This window comes from Fontibacillus phaseoli, assembly GCF_003337355.1.
In the GTDB taxonomy this organism is placed as follows: domain Bacteria; phylum Bacillota; class Bacilli; order Paenibacillales; family Paenibacillaceae; genus Fontibacillus; species Fontibacillus phaseoli.
The window spans coordinates 1-26,555 of record NZ_QPJW01000021.1 but is presented as its reverse complement, the minus strand read 5'-3'; the positions used below and the strand labels follow the sequence as shown (position 1 = coordinate 26,555).

Genomic DNA, 26,555 nt, shown 5'->3' with positions numbered 1-26,555 from the left:
TGAGCGATGTGAAACGCCCTTGAATGACGGCGCTTTCATCCGCCGAACCGAGGCCAGGTTACTACTAAATTCACGGGAGGTCATAGTATGAGAACAAAAAAATGGGCAACCCTGCTGCTCATCTGCACGCTGGTCCTGACGGCTTTATCGGGTTGCTCCGGCGGCTCCGGCAAATCGGCGGAAGAGAACGGCGGCACCGCAAACAGCGGAGCGAAAGCGGAAAAGGTCACTTTGAAGCTGGCGATGTGGGATTCCAATAACGATTTTATTACCTTTTTAACCGACAAAGTGAAGGAATACGGCAGCGTGAATCCCAATGTAAAAGTGGAAGTGGAATCTTTTAAAAGCGACAGCGATTATTTGCAGGCCATCAAGGTCAGAGCTGGCGGCGACGCGCTTCCGGACCTGATCGAGCTGAAGCCGAACTGGCTGGCCGATTTTAAAGAGCAGCTCATTCCGCTCGACGACCTCGGCGTCGTATCAAAAAACATCTATGCCAAAAACTACGCCGTGGACGGCAAAATCCTGGCGATTCCTTCGGTGTCCTTCCCTGAACTGGTGTACTACCACCCTAGCGTGTTCGAGGAATTGAACCTGCAAGTGCCTACAACCTGGCCGCAGTTCATGGATCTGCTCAAAAAAATCAAAGACAACGGCAAATACATTCCTTACGCAATGGGCGGAAAAGATGCCTGGCCTGACTATCCGTTCAACGAGTTTCTGCCGCACATCATCTCCGATAAGGAGAGCTACTTGAGCGATCTTGCCAAGGAAGACGCTCCATTCGGAGAAGGAACCCCATTCTATCAAGGCTATACGCAAATTGCCGAAATGTATAACGCCGGCGTGATGGGCCCCGACCCGCTCGGAATCGGCGCCGACCAGGCCAACGACCTGTTCATTTCCAAGCAGGCTGCCGTGATGGCTTCCGGCCTTTGGTTCGTGCCTACTTATGAATCCAAAGCCGGAAACCTGGACGATTTGGCCGCCTTCCCGATGCCGTACCGCCAAACCGAGGATACGCCGCTCAAACTGATGATGTTTACGGATCATTTTTACGGAATCAGCAGTTCTTCCAAGCATCAAGAAGAAGCTAAAGCTTTCATGGAATGGTTCTATTCGCCGGAAGTTTACAAGGAATATCTGAACGGCGCACAGCTCGATACCGCCTTTGAGGGCGTGGAGTCTGATGTTCCATTCCTGAAGACGTTCTATGCCTCGCACCAGCCTGAGAAATTTATGTACATTCCGGGCGACGCGGCTTACACCGAATTGTCCAACGCGATCCAACTGGACGTGAAGGCGCTTGGGCAAGAAATGATGGCCGGCAAATCGGTGGATGAAATCGTGAAAGATTTGAACGCCAAGTGGACCGAAGCCAGAAAAAATAAATAGCCTGCCGCTGCTTGGAGGGACGTGGATGAGATGAACTACAACTTACAGAAGAAACTTGTCATATTCGGCTTTTTAATCATACCGGTCGGCCTGCTGATGCTGTTCCTCCTGTATCCTACGGTCAAGCTGTTTCAATTCAGCTTGACCGACTGGAACGGGATTTCTAAGACGTTCAATTACGTCGGCTTCAAAAATTACATCGCCGCCTTTCAGACCGACGGGGTTTGGGAAGCACTCGGAAACAATTTGCTTTATTTCATTATGCACCTGGTATTTATTCCGCTTGAAATTTCGATTGCGGTTCTGCTGAACAACAAAATCCGGGCCAGCCGCTTTTTCCGGTCCATGGTGTTTATGCCTTATATCCTGAACGGCGTTGCCGTGGCCTATATTTTCAGCTATCTGTATAACCCGATCAACGGGCCGTTTAATGCGTTGCTGGATTTGGTCGGGCTTGAAGGTCTGATCCAGAATTGGCTCAGCGATCCCGGCGTCGTCAACTATTCGCTGGTGGCCGTATCGCTCTGGCGGTTCAGCGGGTTCCACGTCATCCTGTTCCTGGCCGGGCTGCAGTCGGTGCCTTACGATCTCTATGAAGCGGCTACCATCGACGGAGCCAACGGCTTCCAGAAATTCAGATACATTACGGTGCCGGGCATCAGCCGGGTCATCGAAATCGTACTGTTCCTGAATGTGCGCGGAGCGCTTCAGGTGTTCGACATCCCGTTCCTGATGACCCAGGGCGGTCCGGGGACGGCCAGTACCACGTTTACCGTGTATACGATCCAATCGGCGTTTAAATACAACAACTACGGGCTTGCTTCGGCGCTAGCCGTCATGCTGATGCTGATGATCATCATCTTCACCCAGCTTCAAGGCAAGCTGTTCGGCGGGAAGGAGGACAACTGATGAAGACCGCTCCGGCAACTCCCGTCGCCACGGGCTACCGGCCTTCGGTTGGGCAAAAATGGTGGACCACTTTAGGAATCTACTTGCTGTTCGGCTTGATCAGCCTGATCGTCCTGTTCCCGATCCTGATCAATGTGTTCACCGCGTTCAAGACGGGTCCCGAGTTGATGAAGACGTCGCCTTTGTCGCTTCCCGAGTCCTGGCAGTTCGGCAATTTGAAGACGGCGTTCGAGACGGGAAATATGCTCGTCGGATTCCGCAACACCGCAGTTCTCGTGGTGGTCAGCGTCATTCTGAATACGGTGTTGGGTTCCATGACCGCCTATATTTTGAACCGGTTTAATTTCAAGCTGAAAAAAGCCATCATGGCTATGTTCATGGTCGCGATGGTCATTCCGTTTTATACGACGGAGGTCTCCCGCTTTCAGATCATCAAATCGATGGGGCTGTACGACACGATCTTTGCTCCGCTCTTGATCTATGCGGGAACCGATCTGCTGCAAATCTTTATTTTCCTGCAATTCATCGAAAAAATTTCCAGCCAGCTCGATGAGAGCGCCATGATCGACGGAGCAACGTATACCACGATTTTCCGGAAGATTATCTTCCCGCTGCTGCTGCCGGCTTCGGCCACGCTGGCAATCATCAAAGCGGTGGATATCATGAACGACATGTACATTCCGTACCTGTACATGCCTTCGAAAGGGCTGCATACGCTGTCGACGGCACTGATGACCTTCGTCGGCCAGCGGTCCTCGGATTTCGGCCAGCTGTCCGCGGCGATTCTCATCGTGCTGCTGCCGACCATCGTAATTTATCTGCTGCTGCAGAAATACATTTTCGCCGGCATCGCCGAAGGCGCGGTGAAGGGCTGAACTGTTTTTCGCGCCAAAATAGCTGCTCCAGGTGGAATGATCCTGGGGCAGCTTGTTTGTTGTTCGTCGAGTTCTCTCTCATCTCTCTTTTCATTGTCATTGGACAAAATTCAATCACGACTCGGGGCTGGCGTAGCTAGCATTAAATCGAAGGTTATAGAAGCTAATTAGGGTGCTGGAGGTTGTAGTGGTGCCGAATTACAGGAAGAGACTCAAGCCAAGGTCGCTGATGTTGCCTATTGCCGGAAAGTTGCACTGAATACGGAGACGGTTGCAGACTCAGGATCTTTTTTACCAAGCCGGTTCCGGGTTTAGCGGTCTCTTTTTCCGCGCCAGGCATAAAGGGGTCTTGCCGGAAAGGAGGTGCTGTATAGCCAGCTCACGATGCTGGTGGAGATCCATTGGCAAAGAAGGGCCTGAATAATAATCATCCAGTCAATGACGCAGGCTGTGAGGATAAAAATCGCCCCGTTCATCCAGAAGAGCGTTTTGCCCGGATCAAAATGCTTTTGCCTGGACAAGGCAAGCGCCGCAAATCCGATGCCTCCGTTGGAGAAACGCTGGGTTAAAAGAACGGCGATGCCGATCCCGAGCAAAACCGAACCGGCCAGCAGATCGAACCAGACATTGCCGAGAGGGCTGTTGAAGTAAACGCCGAAGATATTAACGGACACCGAAGTGGTTGTGATTACGCCGATCGTGCCGACGGTGCTGACCGTTCCGAGAAACGGGATCGCAGTCAAAAGAAACAGAAAGTTCATCAGCCAGAAGCCGATGCTCATGGGGAAGGAAAACCAGTGGTTCAGCAGCAATGCGAGTCCTCCGGCCCCGCCGGGAGGGATGGCATGCGGAAACAGAAATACGCCCATGCCGAATCCCTGGATGACGGAACCGGCGATAATTAGAGATGCTTTCAGACAGGATCGACGAAAAAGATAGGCCTTCGTTCTGCTAGATAAGAGATTCACAAGCATCGCGTCCTTTAAGGAGTATAGGGGAAAGGCCGGGTTCCGTCAGATCACCCTGTCCTTCTTCTCCAAATTGTATGCTTGTCAGTAGGCCGGAATGCCATTCTCTGGAGAATCTACTCCGGCGGCTCTTGATTTCTCGCGGACATGAGAGCCCTTAAACTATCCAAAATGGCTGCTTTTCGAATCTAACGGACACCAGAACCCTTATCGGAAGTAATTTGCTTCGATTTGGTGCCAAACGAGGAGATTAAGGTCTCCTGTGTCCGTTAGATTTATAAAGTCCTGGATTTCGGGCCAATAACGTCCCCTGTGTCCGTTAGAATTTCGCTGACCCAAAAAACCGTTGGTCATCCGCCCAACGATATCGCAACGATAGGGTCCGAGCAATATTGCCTGCCCGGCTTCTCTTCCATCGCTACCGCACCACGTTCGCGACCGGTTGATTCAAGTGATTTATATACTGGCGGCCCCCGATACGGTCATTTCATCACAATTACTTTAAGCGCGCGGAGGGAAGTCTGGCGGGACAAAATCGAATCACCTCAAGTAGGCTTATCCCGGATTTTCTACAGGCTAATAAAGAAAAGCTGCCGGGGGAAATTTCGAGCATGGGGCGATTTATGGAGCAGGCACAGCGGTGCGAAATTGTTACGATTGGCTGAGGAAGTGATAGAATAGGAGTGTTGTACGGCTCCCGGCACAAAGCGGGAAAGGGAAACGGGAGAAGGAAAAGGAGCAGAATACGATGAGCGATCAAAAAACCCTAGCGGAAACATTTAACCGGACTGCTTACCGCCTGTCGGGCCAGGGTCCGAGAGAAGTGTTGAAGACAGTATTGGAGCAAGCCGATGGAACAACGGAGAGCGATGCTTACGGCAAAGGCTGGATCATTGAAGAGTTCCAGCAGGAGATGGCGAGCTATTTGGGGAAGGATACGGCGGTTTTTTTTCCAAGCGGTACGATGGCGCAGCAAATTGCCCTAAGAATCTGGTGCGACGACAAAAATCTCCCGCAAGTGGCGTATCATCCGTTATGCCATTTGGAAATCCATGAAGAGGACGGCCTGAAGGAACTGCATGGCATTAAGCCGGTATTGCTTGCCGATAAGAGCCGTTTAATCACGCTGGAAGACGTTACAAATCTGGAGGAGGATATCGCCTGCCTGCTGTTGGAGTTGCCGCAGCGAGAAATCGGCGGGCAATTGCCCGAATTCCGGGAACTTGAAGCGATCTCTGTTTACTGCCGGGAGAAAGGCATCAAGCTGCACCTGGACGGCGCGCGATTGTACGAAATTTTACCCTTTTATCAAAAAACGGCCGCAGAGGTCTGCGCATTGTTCGATAGTGTCTATATTTCCTTCTATAAAACGATCGGCGGGATTGCCGGAGCGATCCTGGCGGGGGAAGCGGCCTTCACCGAAAAGTCAAAAGTGTGGAAAAGACGGCATGGCGGCGATCTGATCAGTCTGTATCCGTATATCTTGACCAGCGGGTACTATTTCAAAGAGCGGATCGGCAAAATGGATCAATACTACCGTGATGCCATCGTGCTCGCCGAACGGTTCAACCGGTGCCACGGTATAGCTACCCGGCCCGTCGTGCCCGTATCCAATATGTTTCACGTCCACTTCGAAGCTCCGAAAGACAAGGTAGAGCCGGTGTTAATATCGCTTTGCGAGGAATACGGGATCGGCATCACCGGGAATCTGAGAGATTTTGACGGGGGAACAAGCTATTTCGAACTTAGCGTCGGAGATATGTATCGCCATGTACCCCAAAATGGGCAGGATGCCATGTTCGAGATGCTGGACGCGAAGCTGCGCGAGATTTAGGGGAATGGAGAAAGGATGACCTCTTGGGGAACTAAGGGGTTGTCTTTTTTGTTGATTTCGGAGAGTTTCAATAAATTCATATTACATTATGACATGTAAAAGTTACATGCGGTCATTCCATATTCTAATGGTCTTGGCATATAATCATTCTCGAAAGAGAGGGGCCCTCTTATTTTATGACATAAAAAAGGCAGGTTGATATATATGCCGTATTATGCGGATGACAAGCGTTACGAGCAAATGATTTACAACCGCTGCGGTAAAAGCGGCATCAAACTTCCGGCGATATCGCTGGGGTTGTGGCAAAATTTCGGTGGCGACAAGCCTTTTGAGAATTCCCGGGCGATGATCACGACCGCATTCGATCTCGGAATTACCCATTTCGATCTCGCCAATAACTATGGACCACCGGCCGGATCGGCGGAAGAAACCTTCGGGCAGGTGATGAAAAAGGATCTGCGGCCTTACCGGGATGAGCTTCTGATCACCACGAAAGCAGGCTATTACATGTGGCCCGGGCCGTACGGGGAATGGGGATCGCGCAAAAACCTTCTCTCCAGCCTGGATCAAAGCCTGATGCGGATGGGACTGGATTACGTGGATATTTTCTACCATCACCGTCCGGACCCGGATACTCCTCTGGAGGAGTCGATGGGTGCGCTTGCGCAAGCCGTGAAAGCCGGGAAGGCGCTGTATGTGGGGCTGTCCAATTACGGCCCTGAAGACACCAAGCGGGCGGCGGAAATATTGAAGCAACTCGGAACGCCACTCTTGGTGCACCAGCCGAATTACTCGATGCTAAACCGGTGGATTGAACAGGGGTTGCAGGAAGTTCTCCGGGAAGAGGGGGCGGGTTCGGTAGCCTTTTGCCCGTTAGGCCGGGGACAATTGACAAATAAATATGTCCGCAAACTGGAGGAAGAGTCCGAGTCCAAAGCTCGGTCCTTGAAGCCGGAGGCCGTCACGGCGGAGCGGATCGGTAAATTCCGCAAGCTGGAGGCGATCGCCGAACGCCGGGGACAAAGCCTTGCACAGATGGCGTTAACCTGGGCTTTGCGGGACGGAGGCGTCACTTCCGTGATCATCGGCGCCAGCCGGGTGAGCCAAATCGAAGAAAACGCCGCGGCCGTCCACCAGCCGCCATTAACTGCGGAGGAACTGCGGGAAATCGACGACGTCATGCGCGGGATCGGGGATATTCCTTGGTGAACAAGTAAATTAATGGAACCAAAGAAATCAGGGAATCAACCCGTTTTCTTTGCTCCGCAGAAATCCTAACGGACACAGGAGACGCTATTCTATCATAATGGTCACAAAAGGTGGCGTTTCGGCAGGATTAAGGTCGCTGGTGTCCGTTAGAATTCAAAGAGAGCAAATTTAGGCATTTTAGCGTCCCTGGTGTCCGTTAGGTCAAAGTGTGTGGCGCTCTAGTCCAAATATTAATACGGAGTTGGGCGTGAAGGCGGATGAAACAATAACTATAGCAATAGCTCTTCTTGCGCTTTTATCGCGGACAAATTCAATAATAGAAAATTAGGCTGCCGGACTCCGGCGGTCTTTTTTCTGCGCCGTAATACTCCCTTTTTCGCGCTTTGTTAACTTTAGTTAGGTTACAGGATTCGGGCGGATTTTTACAATAGAAGGGATGGAAATCAAGGAGGAGAAGGGAGGATGGCCTCGTGAAATGGAAAAGGATGTTCAAACTGGCCTTGGCTGCGGCGCTGTTCAGTACAACCGTGGCCCTGATGGCGCCATTAAGCCCGGTGCGTGCAGAGATGAAGGACGTATCTTCTTTGAAACCGGTGTTCCTTGCGTCGGGAACGGACCATATGCTGGTGCTGCTGAGCGATGGGACGGTACGAGCCTGGGGAGTCAATTATACAGGGCAATTGGGTATCGGCTCGACACAATCTTTTAACTTTGCGATGCCGGTGTATCAGCAGGTTGGCGGAAAAACATCCTTGCTGAGCGATGTGACCGCACTGGCTGCCGGAGCCCAGTTTTCCGTCGCGCTGAAGAAGGATGGAACCGTCTGGACTTGGGGCGCCGACCTTAACGAGGAGCTTGGAAGAGATACGGATGGGTATTGGTCCACGTACGCGGAAAAGGTTGAGGGCCTTCCCGAGATTGCGCAAATTTCTTCGGGAGACGCGCATTCGCTGGCTTTGGCCAAGGATGGGACGGTTTGGGCTTGGGGGTTTAATTTCAATGGGATGGTCGGGGACGGAACATCGGGGAATATGAATTATGCGAAGTTGCCCGTTCAGGTGAAAACTGCGGCAAATACTTATCTGACCGATATTAAGAAGGTTCAGGCCGGGCAGTTTCACTCGCTTGCCTTGACGAAAACCGGACGGGTTATGGCTTGGGGGGCCAATCAGAACCGGCAGCTCGGGGATGGGACTGGGACCTCCCGGAGCTATCCGGTCGACGTAACCGTCAATGACGGTTCGCCGCTGGATCATGTTACCCAGTTGGCGGCAGCAGGCTATCACTCCTTGGCGGTCAAGGATGACGGTACATTGTGGTCCTGGGGGTATAATTCAACGGGGGAACTGGGCCTTGGCCATTACAACATGCAAAGCCGGGCGCAGCCCGTGCTGGACGAAAATGGAGGCCCCTTCGGGGACGTAACGGCGATCGGCGCCGGGTTGCTTCATTCCGCGGCTTTGCGAGGAGACGGCTGCCTTTGGACTTGGGGAGGCAATACTGATATTTACGGAGACTTGAAGTACCAGCTCGGCAGGGACCAGAATGCTTCGAACTCCCCGGTGCCGAAACCGGTGCTTGAGACGGAAGACGGGGTGAGCCGTGTCGAAGGATTCGTACAGGTTGTGGCAGGGAGCATGCATACGTCGGTTCTGAAAACGGACGGATCGATCTGGGCCGTGGGCGGCAACAACTTTAACCAGATTGGCGGCAACCGTTCGGAAGAGGCTCTGCCGAAGCTGTCCCAAATTACGCTGGCTAATTTGTCGGGTACTTATTGGACCGGAGGAGCTACAGGTTCGTCGCCGATTGGGGAAAAGGCGGAAGTAACCTTGCAGCTGGCGGATTACTGGGGCAACCCCGTTACGGTCGGAACCGACACAGTAGAGATGGTCGCCGATGGTCCGGGCGTGCTTGGTCCGGTTACCTATACCGGGGACGGCAAATTCACCGTGGAGTTGGAGCCTTACGGACTCGGAAGCGTGACAGTGTCCGCCAAGATTAACGGGTTGGCTGTGCCCGGCAAGCTGGCCTGGGACATTACTTCCGCAGCTCCCGCTGCGGAGAAGTCTTCGCTCATCGCGGCGCCGAGCACGGCGATCGCGGACGGGAGCAGCTCCGTCAAGCTGAAGCTGGAGCTGCGGGACCGCTTCGGCAACGCCTTGACGCGTAGCGGAGGCGCCGTGTCTTTTGACGCCTCGCTCGGGGACGTCGGTCCGGTAACGGAGACGTCGTTCGGCGTTTATGAGGCGGAACTTGCTTCGCGGCGGACGGGAGCATCCACGGTGCAAGCTGTCTTGAACGGCCAGCCTTTCGGGCTGGAGGCGAAGGTGAAATTCACGGCGGGGTCTCCGGATAGCGCGCACTCGATCCTGAGTGCCGACGTTACGCGGCTGCCTGCGGATGGCAACAGCGTGGCGACGGTTACGCTGCAGGTTTACGATGCTTTGGGCAATGCGCTGACGGAGAGCGGCGGCGCTTTAGTATTTGAAAGCGACTTGGGGCAATTGAGCACGGTCACCGAGGGCGTCTATGGTATTTACACTGCGAGCTTAAGTTCGTCCACTTCTGGGTTGGCGACGGTAACCGCTTTGAAAGAGGGAGCTCTCATGGCTAAGCCGCTCGTGATTGAATTTACGCCGCTTTTGGTGGGCCTGGAGTTTGGGGCGACCTCTTATGAAGTGGTTGCCGGGAGAACGGTGCAAAGTGAAGTGAAGGCCACGTACTCCAACGGCGACGTAGTTCCGGTTACGCGGGACAGCGTGCTGACGGTGACCGATCCAGCGCTGGCAACCATTAACGCAAGCGGCCTAGTCACCGGAGTTTCGCCTGGCAGCACAGTAATCAGGGCTGCTTACGAAGGGATATCGGCTACGGCGGACCTTAAGGTGCAAGCCGCTCCGCCGGACCCGGGGACCGGTTCTGAACCGGGCACGAATCCGGGAACCGGGATAAATCCGGGCCCCGGAACCGGCACGAACCCGAGTTCCGGTTCGGGACCGGGCGTTGTCCCGGGGCAGAATGCCGGACCTGACACCCCCGAAACGGGGGTGGGTCCGGGCAGCGGCGGCTCCGGTCCGGGCACCGGGGAACCGGGCGCCGCGGGAGGGCCGGAAGACGGCCCGCCGTCGGCGGGATCCGTCTTCACCGACACGGCCGGCCATTGGGCCGAGGCCGACATCGGGCGCGCCGTGCGCGAAGGCCTCGTCACCGGTTATCCGGACCGGACGTTCCGGCCGGACGCCGGCGTGACGAGAGCCGAGTTCGCCGCGCTGCTCGTGCGGCTGCTCGGGCTGGGCGATGATGCCGGCGCTGCAACGGCGACATCGGCATTGGCATTGGCGAGCCCGGCCGCTGCGGCGGCGGACCGTCAGGCATGGCCCGCTTGGGCCAGCGGCGCGATTAGCCTGGCCATGGAGGCCGGCCTGATCGAGGGCTACGAGGACGGAACCTTCCGTCCTCATCAGCAAATTACGCGCTCCGAGACGGCGGTCTTCCTCGCGCGCGCCTGGTTGGCCGTTCCGGGTCGTCAGCCGGTCGCGATTTCGGCCGATGCCGATCCGCTGCTCCCGTACGGTGACCGGGAGGCGGTTCTACCTTGGGCTGCCGAAGCTTATCGGCAACTGGTCGCGGAGGAGCTGCTGATCGGCGACGACCGCGCTCTGCTGCGGCCGAAGGCGCAGCTCACCCGGGCGGAAGCCGTAACGATGCTGCTCCGTTTCAAACTGCGGATCGACTAACGAAGCAAAGAAGACAACCGAACGCTTGATATCGGCGTTCGGTTGTCTTTCATTTATAGCAATCGGCGAAAGTAACTGGATTTTCTCCAGTTATTTTTTTGCTATTGGCCGGTTCCAGAGAATTAACCGGAAAACCTCCATCTAATTTTTGCGTCATATATAAAATAAGCAAAAAATCGCAAAATTAACTGTAGGTTTTCCATTTAATCACATGAAAACGTGGATTTTGCCTAAATTAACGGGAGGTTTTCCAGTTAATGAAGAGAGATATGCCCGAGAAATCGCAATCACAGCCCCAATCACAGCTACAATCACAGCCACAATCTCAATCAAACCCAAAAACGCGATTACAGCCACAAGTGTCACAGGCACAAAACCCGCAACTCCAATCTTTACTGCAACAGCAGATCGGTCCCACTGACTCAGTTACTTTTAATTTACCGCACACCAGTCCAGCAGACTCGGCAATCCCAACAATATCAGCAATATCAGCAAAATCAGCGAATCCGACTTCCTTCGTTCCGGAAGCGGAGTGGCATACGGCCACGTTAGGGATGGGATGCTTCTGGTCGCCGGAGGCCTTGTTCGGCCAACTTCCGGGAGTGCTCCGTACCCGGACCGGTTACGCCGGGGGATCGACGGAAAAGCCGGATTACCGCCGGATGGGGGATCACTCGGAAACGGTACAGGTGGATTACGATCCCGGACAAATTTCTTACGAGCAAATTTTGGAGGTATTCTGGGGCAACCATAACCCGGTGAATATTAATGGATACAAGGGGCGCCAGTACTTGTCCCTGTTGCTGTTTCATAATCGGGAGCAGAAGCTGGCCATCCAAAAAAATATCAGTCAGCGCATAGAAAACGGCCATAACGAGCCGGAGACGGAAATTGCACCGTACACTGTTTTTTATACTGCTGAGGAGAGGCATCAGAAATATTACCTGAAACGATTTCCTGATGCGATAGAAAAGTTGAGGCAGTTGTATCCCAAGCCGCAGGAACTCGAAGGTTCGACGATTGCGGCGAGATTAAACGGGTTGGCGAAGGGTTACACCAGTATGGAACGGATCAGACGTGAGCTTGAGCGTTGGCCGATGGGTGCTGCGGAGCGGACACGACTATCGGAACTCATCGGGAAAATCCGGTGGTGACCGGATAACGTCATTCTTTCGCGGGAACCCTAGTTTTGGCAATCATGTGCAGCGGCGCCGGAATATACTGAATACATGCAAAATGAGAGGGATATGGGGTATTCGGGTAATAAGGAAGTGTGGAACTAGTCTGAGATTAAAGGGACGGTGTCGCAAGTGATTATTGGGGTGCCAATGGAAAAGAAGAACAATGAATACCGGGTGGGAATGACACCTGGCACGGTGGTGTCTTACGTGCATGCCGGGCATCGGGTAATGGTGGAGACCGGGGCCGGGCGGGGGATCGGGTTTACGGATGAAGACTATTCTGCTGCCGGGGCGGAGATCGTAATGACCGCTGCGGAGGCCTGGTCGGCAGAGATGGTGGTCAAGGTGAAAGAGCCGGTACCGGAGGAGTTCGCGTTCTTTAGGGAAGGCTTGATTTTGTTCACCTACTTGCATTTGGCCCCCGAACCGGAGTTGACGCAGGCGCTTGTTCGGCAGGGAGTGACAGCGGTCGCCTACGAGACGATTCAACTGAATGACGGGCGCCTGCCGCTGTTGATGCCGATGAGCGAAGTAGCGGGGCGGATGTCGATCCAGATCGGGGCGCATTTTCTGGAAAAAGCCCACGGCGGTAAAGGTCTGTTGCTTGGGGGCGTGCCCGGGGTGGAGCCGGGAAAAGTGACGGTGATCGGCGGCGGGATTGTCGGAACCAACGCGGCCCGGATGGCCGTCGGCCTGGGCGCGGAAGTGACGATCATCGATTTGAGCGCGGAAAGGCTGCGCGAAATCGATGAACTGTTCCAGGGCCGGGTCAAAACGCTCATCTCCAACCCGTTCAATATTGCTGCAGCCGTGCGCCGGGCCGATTTGCTGGTGGGAGCCGTGCTGATTCCCGGCGCGCGGGCGCCGCGGCTCGTGACGGAGGACATGGTCAAGAGCATGTCCCCCGGTTCGGTCATCGTCGATGTGGCGATCGATCAAGGCGGGTCGATTGCAACAATCGACCGGATTACAACGCATGATCAACCCGTCTACGAAAAGCACGGCGTCATTCATTACGCGGTCGCCAACATGCCCGGGGCGGTCGCGCGCACTTCTACCATCGCGCTGACCAATGTTACTACTCCTTACGGCCTCCAAATCGCCGCAAAAGGCTGCCGTAAGGCGGCGCTCGACAACCGGGCTTTAGCGAAAGGAATCAATGTAATGGACGGTATGATCACCTATCCAGCCGTGGCGGAAGCACAGGGGTTGGACGCCGCCGACATTTTCGCTTTGCTGGAAAAATAAGACGTAGAGCCTGAGCCGAGCATCCTTAGTGACATTCGACAAGCAGTATCTTTAGGAAACCATCTATATATCACAGACACCATCGCCAGTACCAATCGAACAAGGAGGGATTTCATTTCATGTTGCGGACGAAGATCATTTGTACATTGGGACCGGCGTGTGACCAGGCGGAGACGTTGAAAGAAATGATTCGGGCGGGTATGACCGTCGGACGGCTGAATATGGCCCATGGGGAACCCGAGGAGCATGCGCGGCGAATTGCAAATGTCCGGCAGGCGGCCAGCGAACTCGATACGTTTATTCCGATCATGATGGATATTAAAGGGCCGGAGGTACGAATCGGTAAGCTAAAAGAAGCCTCCTGCCAATTGATTGCAGGCGAGGAAATTGTTTTGACTACAGAAGAGATCGAGGGCGATTGCACCCGGATTTCGGTCAATTATCATGAAATGCCTCAGGTCGTTCATGAGAATGACCGGATTTTGATTGATGACGGCCTGGTGGAGCTGCGCGTCATCTCTTCAACGGACACGGAGATCACCTGCCGGATTATTAGCGGAGGCGCGCTCAAACCCCACAAGGGGGTCAATTTGCCGGGCATTAAGACGACGCTGCCGGGCGTGACGGAGCGGGACATCCGTCATATTGATTTTGGCCTGGAGCATGATATCGAGATGATCGCGGTGTCGTTTGTGAGAAAAGGCGACGATATCCGCGAAGTTCGCCGGATTTTGGAGGAGCGCGGCGCAGGCTATGTGCAGATCGTTTCGAAGATTGAAAATGAGGAAGGTATTGAGCATCTGGACGATATCCTCGAAGCTTCGGACGGCATTATGGTGGCTCGCGGCGACCTCGGGGTGGAGGTTCCGGTCGAAAATGTCCCGATGATGCAGAAGGAAATGATCGACAAGTGCAACCTGGCCGGCAAGCCGGTGATCGTTGCCACGCATATGCTGGAGTCGATGCAGGTGAATCCGCGTCCGACCCGCGCCGAAGTCAGCGACGTATATAACGCCGTCATCCAAGGGGCGGATGTCGTCATGTTGTCGGGCGAGTCCGCCGCCGGCAAATATCCGGTCCAATCCGTCCAGACGATGGCCAGAGTGGCGCATCAGGCGGAAGAAATGATCGATTACCGGGAGCAATTTTACCGGAAAAGAGCGCAACACGCTACCGACATTACGGAAGTCATCAGCCAGAGCGCAGTCAGCGCCGCTTTGGAGTTGGATGCCAGAGCGATCATCACTTCCACGGAGAGCGGATTTACGGCGCGGATGGTATCCAAGTACCGCCCGAAAGCGCCGATTTTGGCGATTACGCATGACCGGCACGTCCTGCCTAAAGTATGCCTGCTCTCCGGGGTATTTCCGTTTCAGGGAGAATCCGTGTCCACCACGGATGAAATGTTTGAGTCGGCCATTCAAAGTGCGCTTAAGACAGGATATGTAACTCCCGGAGATACCGTGGTGCTTTCCGCCGGGCTGCCGCTCGGACAGGCAGGGACGACGAATCTGATTCAGATTCAGCAGGTTAAGCCATAAATCTGAGCAATCCGCATCAAATCCGAACGTCAAACGGTATCTGACTGCTTGCTATCCTTTAACTAGGAAGAAGCCTCTTAACTCACCGGGAGTCAGGAGGCTTCTTTCTTCTTGCTAGGAAAGGATAGGAAACGATGGGTTCAGGACATACATCTCGGAAGCGACCGGATGCTGGCCTGGAATCTGCACTTTCAGCGCGTCCAGATTCCAGACCGAGACGCTTCCCTTGCTGGTTCCGACAATGCCGAATTCCAACTCGTACATGTAACTAGCACTCCCGTCGACTTCCTTTATCCCGGAAGACAAGTCATAGGCAACGAGCGAAAAATGGGCCGAGGAAACCGTATCGAACCGTGTCGAACTTATCTGGCAATTTTGTCTTGCGGGATTATGCTATGTTGTCTACTCTTCTTATTTTTGCCCGATTCAACGGGGGGGCCCATGGGTATTCACCTATTTCCTTGCGCCTGCGTATTTTGTTTTGATGGGATATCAATGAAAAACGGAGGATTCTACAATGGGATACTATGTGCAGGTTGAGCCGGGCGTGAGAATTTATGTTGAGGATATAAACCCGGGAGGAAACAAAACCATCCTGTTTGTCCATGGGTGGCCGCTGAGCCATCAAGCTTACGAATATCAGTTCAATGTGTTGCCCGGAAAAGGGTACCGGTGCATAGCGATGGATACCCGAGGTTACGGCAAATCCGATAAGCCGTGGGAAGGGTATAACCTGGACCGGATGGCGGACGATGTGAAGGGCGTGATTGATGCGCTTGGACTGAGGAATTTTACATTGGCGGGGCATTCTTACGGAGGGGCGACGGTCATCCGTTATATGGCTCGTCATCAGGGGCATGGAGTATCCAAGCTGGCGCTTTTTGCCGCGGCGGCGCCGAGTTTGACGCGCAGACCGAATTTTCCTTACGGGATGCCGAAAGAAAACGTAACACAACTCGTGAATCAGACCTTAAATGACCGGCCCAATATGCTGCGGGGACTGAAGGAACTGTTCTTTTTTCAAAATATATCGAATGCGCTGGGGGATTGGTTCTTTGATATCGGACTTCCGGCAGCAGGCTATGCCACCGCTAAAGTGGCGATTTCCTTCCGGGATGAGGAGCTGTTCTCGGACCTGGGTAAGATTTGCGTACCTACGCTGATTCTGCACGGCATTCATGATAAGGTCTGTTATCCAGAACTGGCCGTGGCGCAAAAAGAAGGCATCCCGGACGCCAAGCTCGTCTGGTTCGAGTTCAGCGGCCACAGTTTGTTCTATGAGGAACGCGACAAGTTTAATAAAGAGCTGATGGAATTCATAGAGGGATAGGAGGGTCCTATCCCTAGTACACATATTTGCGTTGAGCCCAGTAGCTGAACACAAAGAGCGTGGCCTCGGTCAACAGCTTGGAGAGAATCAGCGGGATTCCCGCAGCGGTATGATAGGCATACATGAACCCATAGTTCAATAGCAGGATGAGTAGAACAAGGGTAAAGTATTTCGGCAGCGAACGGGAGACCGCTGCCCCGGAGGGCTTGCGGAACACGACATTCCGGTTCATCGCATAGTTGATGATGGAACTGCACAGCCGCGCCCCGGCGACGGAAAGCAGCAGATTTCCGCCGAGGTGCTGGAGGAGGAGGAGCAGTACGAAATCCAGCAGTGCCGAGATCAACGAGGAAGCGCTGAACAGCAGGATCGGAAGGTACACCCGCAGGGAATCGGCCAGCGGCCGGAAGTGCGAGGACTTGTTCTCATCCAGATACACCGTATCGATGAAGACTTCCCGGACGGAAATCCCTTCCTTCTGGGCGGCCAACAGCAGATTCATCTCATATTCGAAACGGTCGCCCGGGATTTCGCACAGCCAATGCAGCATGCTGGGAAAATAACCGCGGAGTCCGGTTTGCGTATCGAAAATTTTGCTCCCGGTCGTAAAAGCGTATACCGCCCGTGTCACCACATTGCCGAAACGGCTGCGCGCCGGAACTTTACCGGTGAACCGGCGGCTGCCCAATACGACTCCGGTTCCTTCCTTCATCAATATTTCGCTCACCAGTAAAATATCGGAAGGCAGATGCTGCCCGTCACTGTCCGCACAGATGACGGCCTCCGGCGTGTCCGCCTGCAGCAAATGCCGGAAGCCTGTCTTAAGTGCGCGACCTTTTCCCATATTGGTATCATGCCGCAGCACCGTGCAGCCTGCGGCTTCCGCCAGATTAAAGATAGGGCGGTAAGCATCGCCGCTCCCATCATCCACAATCAAAATATTTGTTAAGCATTTCTTCCGTAACTGCGAAATCAGCTGAAGCAGACGCTCATCGGGCTCATAGGCCGGAATAAGGATCGTCATCTTATTCCACCTCTTTTAAGTAGAGGATGTCGCTGACTCCGCGCTCGCGGTTTTTACCTTGGGGATTGTTCACGACGCGGCCCATAAAATACATCGTCGAAGAGCCGCCGCCATCCAGATTATACGCTTCGGTGCAACCCAGATCGGCAAATACCTGGGCGAATTCGTCCAGGGTCATGCCCCGGCTGTACCCGGATTTTCGTCCGTCGACCACTACGAAAACATAATGGTTCGGGGCGACCATGCCGATGCCCGTTCGCGGATTGGCGTCTTGAATCGAGCGGTTGCCGAAGTTGGAGTCGACTTTGATATGGTCGAAATTCCCCTGAACTTCGTCGTCTTTGATCAGGACAGGCCCGAACGACAACGTTTGGGTGACTCCTTCGGCCAGGAGGGAGCCGGAGTCGGTTTCGGTTTCCTCGTAGGACTTCATCGTCCCGTCATCCAGCAGCGCAAGCGCGGTTCTTGCAGGCTCGTCACGGTATAGCGTACCGTTCCGGATAATGACGCCGTCTGACCGGAAACCGTAATAATCGCCATTGATGGCGAAGATGGCCCCATGATCGGCGGCAATGTCCGAGGTGTTCTTGGTAATGTTTCGCCCGAAGCTGTTGTCGGCGAAGGCCGAAAGCAGGCTCGCAGCATTTTTTAAAGTGACGTCGGCTACAAAGTAAGTAATCCGGTCCGACCCTGAGCCGGTCTGCACCGGATCGATTTGGATTTGAATAGCATCGCTGTTATAACTCCAGTTATCGGATTCGGCCTGAGCCGAGGTTCCGCCCGCGCTGCCGGTGCTCCCCGCGTCCGGGTTGGTTTCCGTGCCGCCTTGATCCTCAACCACGATCTCCACGTGTTCAATTAAATACCGGTCGGCAAGCCCGTATATAATTGCCCCTACCCCCAGAATCGCCAGGAACAGGATGACATATAGTTTGCGTCTTTTGTTTTTTTGTCGTCTCACGATCTCGCTCACTCCTTTAACCAAGGGCTGCCCGGCTTCCTTCCGTAAGGAAAGCGGCCTGTTCATGCCATCATGTTACTTGGAGTAGCTGAAAGTGAACTGAAGGTTGGTTGAAGGCAGGGTGAATATTTCATTCAGGAAAGCGGGATTTCTTGGGGGCCCCTTTCGATCGTATTTTGCGTATTCCGTGGAGACCGAGCAGCAGCAGAGGAAAAAGAAGTCCGAAGATGAAGGAAAAGGGGGTCCAGGTTCTTGCTTCCCAGTTGTGTTCGAACATCACGTTGGGATAAATAAAGACGGCCAGGGTGGTTAAAATCCAGCCCAAAGGAATTACTAGCGGCTGAATGTTTTTGATATTAAAGATTTGGCAGTAACCGGCCACCGTCGCGTAAAAGTAGAAGGAGATGCGAAAAAACAGGGTAATGAACCACATCACAGCCATGATGACTTCGATGCGCTGCAGAAAATTGCCGATGTTAATTTTTTGGGCCAGCAAATAGCTGGGATACATCGTTTTTTCGGTAATCGTGGGACCTAGCACCAGTATGGATAAGATAACGATTAGCAATAGTATTAAAGAGCCTATCAGGCTGCCGATGAATACGGCCTTGTTAGCCTCGGACTGCCGATTGACGGAAGCCGGGAAGATCATCAACAGAATCATATTCGGCAGGTATACGATACTGATGAAGGAGCACACGGCCGGAATGAGCGGGCCTGGTCCTTGTTCCAGGATGGGCAGCGCGTTCTCCCATTTGACTTGAGAGAACAATAAAATGGACAAGGAAAGAAACAGAAGGAGGAACCAGGGAAATAGCAGTTCCGCGGAGCGGGCAAGTACCTCCAGGCCTAAACGCACGCCCATCAGCACGATGGCGCCAAACAGGATGATAATCGCCTGAATCGGGGTTTCCGGCATTATTTGGACCGTAAGGAAGGTACCGATCTCCTGCAGCACCGCTACAGGTCCGCCCAGGAACAGGATGAGAAGCAGCAGAAAACAAACGCTTTTGCCGAGCCACTTACCGAGCAGCTTTTCGGATATTTGGACCAGGTTCATATCGGGATAGAGCCGGGACAATAGCAACTGCAATGCCAATATCAGACTGCCTATGCCTATTCCGATCAGGGCGGCTATCCAGGCATCTTGTTTCGCCTTGACCGCCAGCGCGGAGGGAACGATCAAAATAGCGGTGCCGATCATAAACAGGGCCGTTATAATGGTGAGCTGGCGTAACGATATTTTTACATTCGGCATAATTTCCGCTCCTTTCTTTTACTGAATTAAACCGATGGCCGTAAGAAAATCGCTGAACGGCTTTAAGAGGCTTGCCACCAAAATCAAGGGCGTCGGAATGTCGCTGATGAAGGTTTGGGTCAGGCTGATGCCAACGCCCAGCAGCAATAACACCGAGAATCCCCACAATTCCCTCTGCTCTCTCTCCCGGAGCATCCGGGGAAGCTCTAACCAGACGACCAGCGCGGCCGTCATCAGAATCAACGCAACATTCATCTCGGGATTACCTCGTTTCCCTGATTTCATTAAGAAAAGAATCACTGATCGTCCCCGTCCGACGGATATGGTAATCCACCTGGATATGAACGGGGAGATTCGGAAAGTAACGCTCGTCCCAATCTTCCTTCATCGATTTCCAAGCCTTCGGGTTCGAGCGGCGGATGGCTTCCCCGAAACCGAAAATATCGACCTTATACTCGGTTTGCACTTTTTGAATCACGGTCTCTATGAGTCGGACCGTCATCTGCTCCATTTCGGTTTCCAACTTTTGGATCGTCTCCGGTTTGGTCAAATCCAGCCCGCTGCACTCTACGGAACCGACGTTTCCTTCTGCGCTAAACCTGATATTGATATGGGGCCGGGATTTAACCATGCTTCCTTTCACTTTTGCGCTGGTACGCAGCGTCTCCAGGACTACTTTTCCTTGATCCCGGCACTTCACATGGTTCACGGAGCTTTTCACGTCGCCTAAGATGAGCCTGTACCCGCGGCTTTCCTTTTCGTTTAACCAACCGATCAATCGGTCCGATTTGAAAACGGCAAAGCCGGAATAAACCAGGTGGCTTGGAGTATAAATATTTTCCACGTTGATTTTTTTTTCGCCGATATTTTTGTCTCCCCTAATCTCAAGTCCCGTCAGGACCGGGTGTTTTCCTTTACTGGAAAGATCGTTGATCAATTCGTCCAGGGTGACCGCTTTGGTGGGCGACCAGATTTTTTCCGAGGTCTGGAGAGAGGTAAACAGTTTATTGGCCGGTATGGTCTCTATTGGCGTCATAATTTTCAGGGTTTCCTCCGCGGTGTTCTCTTTCGAAACCGCGAAGTAGAAATCGGTGCGGAATTCGTGGTCCCTGAACAGCAGATCCAGCACCTCGGCTATTCCCTGCCGGGCCAGCGACTCGCCAATGATAAACATCCGTAAATGGGCAAAATAAATTTTCCGCGGGCTGGACTGAGACATTCTCCTTGCCGCTTCAAAAAGGGTATCGCCTTCCGACGTAAACAAGGTGGCCGGTGCCTGGGGGCTGCCGACTTTCTTGGAAGCGACCTGTCCCGGAATGGCGATCTGGACGGACAGCCGGTATTTGTCGCCGACCTTGTCCACCCCGGCGGCAACCGCGATTCCCAGTTCGTTCAACTCCCTGCGGTTCCAGCAACCGCTCAAAAGGAAAGATGCGGCAAGAGTGAGCAAAAGCAGTCCCAATATCCGTTTCATCAAGTTTCACTCGCTTTCCAATTTGTCGCATTCATTATTTCCTCGATTTTTGAGGAGGCGTACTCTTTCTGCGTGTTACATTATCCTTGTTTATTAATCGAGGGCGGGTCATCAGCATCCATTGAGGCAGGCGCAACACCGCGTCTTTTTGATCGTCAGGTATTAAAGGTGCAAAAGGCGCCATGTACGGGACCCCGAACGAACGGAGACTGCATAAATGCAGAATAAGGGTAGTAGCCCCGATGAAGATGCCGTACAGGCCGAAGGAACCGGCAAGCGCCATCAAAGGAAACCGCAGCATCCGAAAGGCGATCGACATATTGAAGGCCGGCAGGACAAAGCTGGATATGGCCGTAATGGCTACTACGATAACCATGGCGGCAGAAATAATTCCGGCTTCCACGGCAGCCTGTCCGATGACCAGCGTTCCTACAATGGAAATCGCGGAGCCGATGTTTTTGGGCAGGCGCAACCCGGCTTCCCGCAGGATTTCGAAGGTAACCTCCATCAGGACGGCTTCCACGAAGGCGGGAAAAGGGATTTGTTCCCGCTGGGCGGCCAGCCCGAACAAGAGCTGGGTCGGCAGCATTTCCTGATGAAACGTGGATACCGCAATGTACAGCGAAGGTCCCAACAAGGAAATGAAGATGCTGAGGTAACGCAGCATGCGGAGGAAACTGCTGATATCCGAGCGCTGGTAATAGTCCTCGGCCGCATGCAGGAATGAGACAAAGAGAGCCGGCATGACGAGAACAAACGGGGTGCCGTCCACGAGAATGGCGATCTTGCCTTCCAGCAGTTCCGCTGCGATTACATCTGGACGTTCCGTATTAAAAATGGTCGGAAAGGGCGTCATGGTTTCATCCTGAATAGCTTCCTCAATATAACCGCTCTCCAAAATGCTGCCAATATCTATGCGATCCAGCCGATCCCGTGCTTCCTGAACGATTTTCTCGTTGGCGATGCCGTTGATGTACATCAAGCCTACGTCCGTCTGGGTCAGGCGTCCGATCTGCCGGGTTTCCAGCCAAAGATTGGGATCCTTGATTTTCCGGCGAATCATGGCCGTATTCGTGCGCAGCGACTCGGTAAAAGCCTCCCGGGGCCCGCGGACGACATTTTCCACCGACGTTTCGGTTACTCCGCGATCCTTCCAGCCTCGGGTGCCCAGGGCGATCCCGTCTTCGAATCCATCCACCAGGAAAATGGTGTCCCCCGACAATAACGAATGGAACAACGTTTTATACTTGCTAAAATTCTGAATTTCTTTATTTTGCAGGGAGATTTCCGCTAAGATTTGACTTCCGTCGAAAGAAGGAATTTGTTCCCGGCCTGCTACCTTGGAGGAGTTTACCATACGCGCCAGCGTCTTCATGATTGATTCGGTAATGGTATTCTGATCCGCCAGACCATCCGTGTAAAGGACGGCAACCTTCAGACCGTCTTTCTCGTCAAGCGAAATCTCCCTGATCATAATATCCGTACTTCCGCCGAGAGTCTTTCTGATGTAATCCAAATTACTTTTTAGGTCGGCACTTAAAACATCGGAGGAATTGGATTGCGGCTTGGAGGATGTCTTTTCCTTCTCCTTGTCAACGCTTCTTACCGGGTGGCTGCTTCTTCTTCGATGGCGCATAAGTTGTCCTTCCTCTCACAGGTGGCTATCCCCTCATTATCTCCGAAGGAAACATAAGGTAAACTTGACGGTTTCGGACTTTATTTTGAAGTATACTTAACGAGAGACAGTTGATTTGAAATGAGGGATCCCTTTGCATGAAAAAAATGAAACGATCGATCCTCAAATGGTACTGAACGCAGCAAAACGGCAGAAACATTTGGTCAACTCCGGGGCAACGAAGCCGCTACCGTTTCGGCTCAAGCAGCTCCAAACGCTAAAGAGCGCGATCAACAAGCATGAAAAGGACATCATGGAGGCGCTGCATAAGGATTTGCGCAAATCGGAGTTCGAGTCGTATTCCACGGAAATCGGGTACATGTATGACAGCATTGGCCATACGATAAAAAAACTGAGGCATTGGATGAAACTGAAGCGGGTGAGGACGCCGCTGGTTCATTTTGGCTCAAAAAGCGTGATTTACTCCGAGCCGTATGGATCGGCTTTGATCATCGGCCCGTTCAATTATCCGTTCATGCTGGTTATGGACCCGCTGGTGGGCGCGATCGCTGCCGGAAATTGCGCCGTCGTCAAACCGTCGGAATTCACGCCGCATGTGTCCGCGGTGATCGCCAAGCTGATTCGCGACAATTTTGACGGTGATTATATCACGGTCGTGGAGGGCGGCAAGGAGGCCACTTCCGCGTTGATTCAAGCCCCGTTTGACGTTATCTTTTTCACGGGGAGTGCGCCTGTCGGGAAACTCACGCCCTAAGCCGTTGGCGCTATATTTGTTCACAAGCAGCAAGGAGACGGAGCGTCGGGTGTTGGAAAGGGCGTCTTTCGGCGGTGGATGCGTGAATGATACGTTGCTTCATTTGGTAACGCCCTATCTGCCTTTCGGCGGCGTCGGTTTCTCCGGGATGGGCTCCTATCATGGAAAATATAGCTTCGAGGCGTTTTCCCACAAGAAAGGCGTGCTGAAAAAGTCCACCAAAATCAACCCGGGCTTTATTTTTCCACCCTATTCAGATAAAAAGCTCAGCCTGATCAAAAAGTTTATGAAGTGACGGCTTTTTGTGGCTTCCCAAGAACGTGGTACAATTTTGGGGAGGATTCAACAAGCAATCCACGAATAGGATTAAATCATCTACCTAGCGGGAGGGAACAGGAATGAAATATCGCAGATTGGGAAAAACGGAGCTGAACGTATCCGTCATCGGCATCGGAACATGGCAGTTCGGCGGGGAGTGGGGCCTCAATTTTTCGCAGGACGAAGTCGACGCTATCCTCGACAAAGGCCAGGAACTCGGCATCAACCTCATCGACACGGCGGAGTGCTACGGCGATCATTTGTCCGAATCGTTTATCGGGAACTATATCGGCCGCCGGAAACGGGAGGATTGGATCATCGCGACGAAGTTCGGCCATCATTTTCATGAGCGGTTCACGCGGACCGATATGTATGGCGCGCAGGATGTGCTCAAGCAACTGGATGACTCCTTAAAAGCGCTTCAAACCGACTACATCGACCTGTACCAGTTCCATTCCGGGCCGGATACGGCCTTTGACAACGACGAATTGTGGACGGTGCTGGACAAGCAGAAGCAAGCCGGGAAAATTCGCCATCTTGGCACTTCTATCGGCAGCAACGACAACCTGCATCAGACCGAGGCCTCGTCCAAGGTGAACTCCGAGGTGATTCAGGTCGTGTACAACCGGCTGGACCGGGTTCCGGAGCAGCGGGTATTTCCTTCCTGCGAGACCCAGGACCTCGGGGTTCTGGCCAGAGTACCGCTGGCAAGCGGGTACTTAAGCGGCAAATACAAGCCGGGAGCCGTATTTGACAACACCGATGTGCGGCATCGCCACGATCCGGAGAGCACGCGGCGCAAGCTCGAAGAAGTGGAGCAGATCGCCCGTAAAGAAGTGCCGGAGGGCGTAGACATGGCTCAGTGGGCGTTGGCGTGGTGCCTTCGCCATCCGGCGGTCACCTCGGTCATTCCGGGCTGCAAAAACCCGGCGCAGGTGGAGTCCAATGCAAGCGCGGCGGAATTGGTAACGGATTGACAGATATATGGGAGGAACCGGGTGTGAAAGCCTCGGTTCCTCTCTCTTTTTTTACTATAATCGACGAAATTATATAGATAGCAGCTGACATTTCACAGGGAATATCTCAAATTATATTAAGGAATGACATTCTTATTATTTTTTACTTATATTTTTACATTTATCTTGTTGACGACTGTAAAATTTAGGATTATAATTTCATATAAATACATCATATGCTAGATTTTGGATGATGATCAGAGTTTATGCCGAATTGGTTTGGGGGGGGTGATTCGCCATTTGATTTCCACAACCACGATTCGCGCAGAAATGGAAGACCACATCAGGAAAGAAGGGACAACCCTTCATCAATTTGCAGAACTTTCGGGAGTGAACGTCGGGACCCTGAGCGGCATTTTAAATGGCAATCGGTTGATTTCCGTAGGACAATTGGATCTGATCACTACGGCCATGGGACTTTCCGAGGGCGGCTTTTACGATCTGTATGTTGATGAATGTTTTGTTCCACCGACTCCGCACTGGCGGCGGCTTAGACCGTTCTTGCTGCGTTGTGCTGAACTTAAACGGCATGATTGTATTGAGCAGGTGCTGAACCGTTTGCTGGAAGATTTGAAGCAGGTCGTGGGCATCTTCGAAACGGCAGAGTTAATGTTAAAGCAGGGATGGAAGGAAGCTGCCGCCGTTTTGTATGAAGTCGTGATTGAAAGCGAAAGATCCAATCACTCGGAGCGGCTGGCTATGAGTTATTATCGATTGTTTCAGATTTATCAATCCGACAGACTTAAAGGGTTTAAAGCAGCATTGCAGTTTCTGCCGTATTGCTATCGTCTTCCTGAAGCTTTGACGCTTGATGGGCTTTTAATGCTCACCGAGGTGTACGCCGTTAGGTTCAATTGGAACGAAGTCGAAAATTATGCGGATGAACTAAGTCAATTTGCTTGGAAATTGTATGAAAGAAAGATATGGAAGGACCCGGATTTCAATCCGGTTCGTCCGCTTGTCTTTTACTATGGGAAGGCTTATTTGTATAAATCGGGCACTTATGAAGTTCGCGGGATGTTTGAAGAGTCCAGGAAATGGATTGTAAAATATGCAGATTTAAGCTGGTTTGAGGGAATGGATGAGGCGGGGATTGAGGAAGTACGACTGTTACAAATGTTCGCCGAAGCTAATTATCTGTGCGTGGATATAAAAAGCGGCAATCGTTCAAAGATACCGGAGTATGTCTCTTTTTTAGAAGCACATCCGGATGAAGTTGTCGAGGGATTGATTACGTTAATTGAATCCGCGAATCGCCATCAGTTCTATATCGACGATGTTCTTGCCAAATTCTCGAATGAAATCGAACAATACAGAATCACTGGTAAGGACAACTGGTTTACCAAAAGAGCGGTAGAGGATGATGATACGAAAGTTCCCCCCTATTTTTTTCGATACTCCGTTTTTTTTCAGGATTATGCCCTCTATAACTTCAGAAAAGGCTTGTATGAGGAGGGCTTAAAACATATTTTATACAGCATGAATGTGTCCATCAAACTAAGTAGCAAAGACATACTGGTAAACAGCATGGCGATGTTTGAAATGCACCGTCCCTATGCATCAGAAACACAGTGCAAGGAATACTATGAATTATGTAGAAAGGTGTGGGAAAATGAAAAAGAAAACGTCTTGGGTGGTTTCGGGTATGCTTATGTTTAGTTTTGCTGTGGTAAGTGCTGGTCCAACAATTACTACATTTTTTCATGGATGGGGCGGGCGGTAAGTAAGTAGCTATTCAGATAAGGATATCTTTACTTTTAGGATCAGCTCATAAGCTGATCCTATTTTGTTTTGACTTTAGTCAGTTGAGTACGCGAAAGCGTGCGAAACAAAAAACCACCCGCTATGCGGGTGGAGGGACCTAGGGTTTGACCACTAAGACCA

The 26,555-nt window shown here is 52.6% G+C and carries 20 protein-coding genes and 1 pseudogene; 13 read left to right on the top strand and 8 right to left on the bottom strand.

The genetic code is table 11. From position 1 onward, the window contains the following. Positions 1–87 precede the first annotated feature (87 nt). The 3 genes from DFP94_RS24655 to DFP94_RS24645 are packed head-to-tail and all read left to right on the top strand — an operon-like array spanning position 88 to position 3,179. Entirely contained in the window at positions 88–1,395 is a 1,308-nt protein-coding gene (locus tag DFP94_RS24655; protein ID WP_114499123.1) for an ABC transporter substrate-binding protein, read from the top strand. 30 nt (positions 1,396–1,425) lie between these two features. Continuing rightward, on the top strand, positions 1,426–2,304 hold the full coding sequence (locus DFP94_RS24650) for a carbohydrate ABC transporter permease (RefSeq protein WP_114499122.1): 879 nt from the start codon (positions 1,426–1,428) through the stop codon (positions 2,302–2,304). Further along, on the top strand, positions 2,304–3,179 hold the full coding sequence (locus DFP94_RS24645) for a carbohydrate ABC transporter permease (RefSeq protein WP_114499121.1): 876 nt from the start codon (positions 2,304–2,306) through the stop codon (positions 3,177–3,179). Before DFP94_RS24650 ends, DFP94_RS24645 begins: the two co-directional genes overlap by 1 nt. Positions 3,180–3,490: 311 nt before the next feature. Here DFP94_RS24645 and DFP94_RS24640 read toward each other — a convergent pair whose 3' ends face one another. Continuing rightward, on the bottom strand, positions 3,491–4,153 hold the full coding sequence (locus DFP94_RS24640) for a YitT family protein (protein WP_114499120.1): 663 nt from the start codon (positions 4,151–4,153) through the stop codon (positions 3,491–3,493). A gap of 742 nt (positions 4,154–4,895) precedes the next feature. Between DFP94_RS24640 and DFP94_RS24635 the strand changes: the two genes are divergently transcribed. From DFP94_RS24635 to pyk, 6 genes are all read left to right on the top strand, one after another. Then, positions 4,896–5,981, top strand: a complete 1,086-nt coding sequence (locus DFP94_RS24635; RefSeq protein WP_114499119.1) for a threonine aldolase family protein — start codon at positions 4,896–4,898, stop codon at positions 5,979–5,981. A gap of 204 nt (positions 5,982–6,185) precedes the next feature. Then, positions 6,186–7,190 carry an aldo/keto reductase gene (locus tag DFP94_RS24630; RefSeq protein ID WP_114499118.1) on the top strand — a complete coding sequence of 335 codons (1,005 nt, stop codon included), beginning with the start codon at positions 6,186–6,188 and terminating at the stop codon, positions 7,188–7,190. 470 nt (positions 7,191–7,660) lie between these two features. Continuing rightward, positions 7,661–10,930, top strand: a complete 3,270-nt coding sequence (locus tag DFP94_RS24625; protein WP_114499117.1) for an RCC1 domain-containing protein — start codon at positions 7,661–7,663, stop codon at positions 10,928–10,930. A 467-nt stretch (positions 10,931–11,397) separates the two neighbouring features. After that, entirely contained in the window at positions 11,398–12,084 is a 687-nt protein-coding gene (gene msrA / locus DFP94_RS24620) for a peptide-methionine (S)-S-oxide reductase MsrA (RefSeq protein ID WP_425459278.1), read from the top strand. Between the two features lie 156 nt (positions 12,085–12,240). Then, entirely contained in the window at positions 12,241–13,359 is a 1,119-nt protein-coding gene (gene ald, locus DFP94_RS24615) for an alanine dehydrogenase (protein WP_114499131.1), read from the top strand. A gap of 119 nt (positions 13,360–13,478) precedes the next feature. Beyond that, a complete protein-coding gene (pyk, locus tag DFP94_RS24610; protein WP_114499115.1) occupies positions 13,479–14,900 on the top strand; it encodes a pyruvate kinase in 1,422 nt (473 codons plus the stop codon). Between the two features lie 114 nt (positions 14,901–15,014). Here the strand turns inward: pyk and DFP94_RS25660 are convergent, their stop codons facing one another. Next, a complete protein-coding gene (locus tag DFP94_RS25660; RefSeq protein WP_181873282.1) occupies positions 15,015–15,164 on the bottom strand; it encodes a hypothetical protein in 150 nt (49 codons plus the stop codon). A gap of 253 nt (positions 15,165–15,417) precedes the next feature. Between DFP94_RS25660 and DFP94_RS24605 the strand changes: the two genes are divergently transcribed. Further along, entirely contained in the window at positions 15,418–16,230 is an 813-nt protein-coding gene (locus tag DFP94_RS24605) for an alpha/beta fold hydrolase (RefSeq protein WP_114499114.1), read from the top strand. 13 nt (positions 16,231–16,243) lie between these two features. Here DFP94_RS24605 and DFP94_RS24600 read toward each other — a convergent pair whose 3' ends face one another. The 6 genes from DFP94_RS24600 to DFP94_RS24575 form a co-directional block, all read right to left on the bottom strand. Beyond that, positions 16,244–17,254 carry a bifunctional glycosyltransferase family 2/GtrA family protein gene (locus DFP94_RS24600; RefSeq protein WP_114499113.1) on the bottom strand — a complete coding sequence of 337 codons (1,011 nt, stop codon included), beginning with the start codon at positions 17,252–17,254 and terminating at the stop codon, positions 16,244–16,246. A gap of 1 nt (position 17,255) precedes the next feature. Then, complete coding sequence (locus tag DFP94_RS24595) at positions 17,256–18,215, bottom strand: phosphodiester glycosidase family protein (RefSeq protein ID WP_245955088.1); 960 nt, start codon at positions 18,213–18,215, stop codon at positions 17,256–17,258. A 130-nt stretch (positions 18,216–18,345) separates the two neighbouring features. Continuing rightward, on the bottom strand, positions 18,346–19,473 hold the full coding sequence (locus DFP94_RS24590) for a GerAB/ArcD/ProY family transporter (RefSeq protein ID WP_114499111.1): 1,128 nt from the start codon (positions 19,471–19,473) through the stop codon (positions 18,346–18,348). A gap of 18 nt (positions 19,474–19,491) precedes the next feature. Beyond that, a complete protein-coding gene (locus tag DFP94_RS24585) occupies positions 19,492–19,728 on the bottom strand; it encodes a hypothetical protein (protein WP_114499110.1) in 237 nt (78 codons plus the stop codon). Positions 19,729–19,735: 7 nt separating this feature from the next. After that, positions 19,736–20,947 carry a Ger(x)C family spore germination protein gene (locus DFP94_RS24580; protein ID WP_114499109.1) on the bottom strand — a complete coding sequence of 404 codons (1,212 nt, stop codon included), beginning with the start codon at positions 20,945–20,947 and terminating at the stop codon, positions 19,736–19,738. Positions 20,948–20,981: 34 nt separating this feature from the next. Beyond that, complete coding sequence (locus DFP94_RS24575) at positions 20,982–22,583, bottom strand: spore germination protein (protein WP_114499108.1); 1,602 nt, start codon at positions 22,581–22,583, stop codon at positions 20,982–20,984. A gap of 166 nt (positions 22,584–22,749) precedes the next feature. On the opposite strand from DFP94_RS24575, the pseudogene DFP94_RS24570 reads away from it, so the two are divergent. The 3 genes and pseudogenes from DFP94_RS24570 to DFP94_RS24560 all read left to right on the top strand — a co-directional run bounded on the left by DFP94_RS24570 (position 22,750) and on the right by DFP94_RS24560 (position 26,330). Further along, a pseudogene (locus tag DFP94_RS24570) lies at positions 22,750–23,632 on the top strand (aldehyde dehydrogenase family protein). 103 nt (positions 23,633–23,735) lie between these two features. Further along, the gene (locus tag DFP94_RS24565; RefSeq protein WP_114499107.1) at positions 23,736–24,632 is read left to right on the top strand and encodes an aldo/keto reductase; all 897 of its coding nucleotides are present in this window, start codon (positions 23,736–23,738) and stop codon (positions 24,630–24,632) included. 225 nt (positions 24,633–24,857) lie between these two features. Beyond that, positions 24,858–26,330, top strand: coding sequence for a helix-turn-helix domain-containing protein (locus DFP94_RS24560; protein ID WP_245955087.1), 1,473 nt, complete (start codon positions 24,858–24,860; stop codon positions 26,328–26,330). Positions 26,331–26,555: the final 225 nt, after the last annotated feature.

Bases quoted from the DNA above. Each gene is read 5' to 3' on its own strand.
- DFP94_RS24655 (WP_114499123.1), top strand. From the start codon at position 88: ATGAGAACAAAAAAATGGGCAACCCTGCTGCTCATCTGCACGCTGGTC.
- DFP94_RS24650 (WP_114499122.1), top strand. From the start codon at position 1,426: ATGAACTACAACTTACAGAAGAAACTTGTCATATTCGGCTTTTTAATC.
- DFP94_RS24645 (WP_114499121.1), top strand. From the start codon at position 2,304: ATGAAGACCGCTCCGGCAACTCCCGTCGCCACGGGCTACCGGCCTTCG.
- DFP94_RS24640 (WP_114499120.1), bottom strand. From the start codon at position 4,153: ATGCTTGTGAATCTCTTATCTAGCAGAACGAAGGCCTATCTTTTTCGT.
- DFP94_RS24635 (WP_114499119.1), top strand. From the start codon at position 4,896: ATGAGCGATCAAAAAACCCTAGCGGAAACATTTAACCGGACTGCTTAC.
- DFP94_RS24630 (WP_114499118.1), top strand. From the start codon at position 6,186: ATGCCGTATTATGCGGATGACAAGCGTTACGAGCAAATGATTTACAAC.
- pyk (WP_114499115.1), top strand. From the start codon at position 13,479: ATGTTGCGGACGAAGATCATTTGTACATTGGGACCGGCGTGTGACCAG.
- DFP94_RS25660 (WP_181873282.1), bottom strand. From the start codon at position 15,164: ATGTACGAGTTGGAATTCGGCATTGTCGGAACCAGCAAGGGAAGCGTC.
- DFP94_RS24605 (WP_114499114.1), top strand. From the start codon at position 15,418: ATGGGATACTATGTGCAGGTTGAGCCGGGCGTGAGAATTTATGTTGAG.
- DFP94_RS24600 (WP_114499113.1), bottom strand. From the start codon at position 17,254: ATGACGATCCTTATTCCGGCCTATGAGCCCGATGAGCGTCTGCTTCAG.
- DFP94_RS24590 (WP_114499111.1), bottom strand. From the start codon at position 19,473: ATGCCGAATGTAAAAATATCGTTACGCCAGCTCACCATTATAACGGCC.
- DFP94_RS24585 (WP_114499110.1), bottom strand. From the start codon at position 19,728: ATGAATGTTGCGTTGATTCTGATGACGGCCGCGCTGGTCGTCTGGTTA.
- DFP94_RS24580 (WP_114499109.1), bottom strand. From the start codon at position 20,947: ATGAAACGGATATTGGGACTGCTTTTGCTCACTCTTGCCGCATCTTTC.
- DFP94_RS24575 (WP_114499108.1), bottom strand. From the start codon at position 22,583: ATGCGCCATCGAAGAAGAAGCAGCCACCCGGTAAGAAGCGTTGACAAG.
- DFP94_RS24565 (WP_114499107.1), top strand. From the start codon at position 23,736: ATGAAATATCGCAGATTGGGAAAAACGGAGCTGAACGTATCCGTCATC.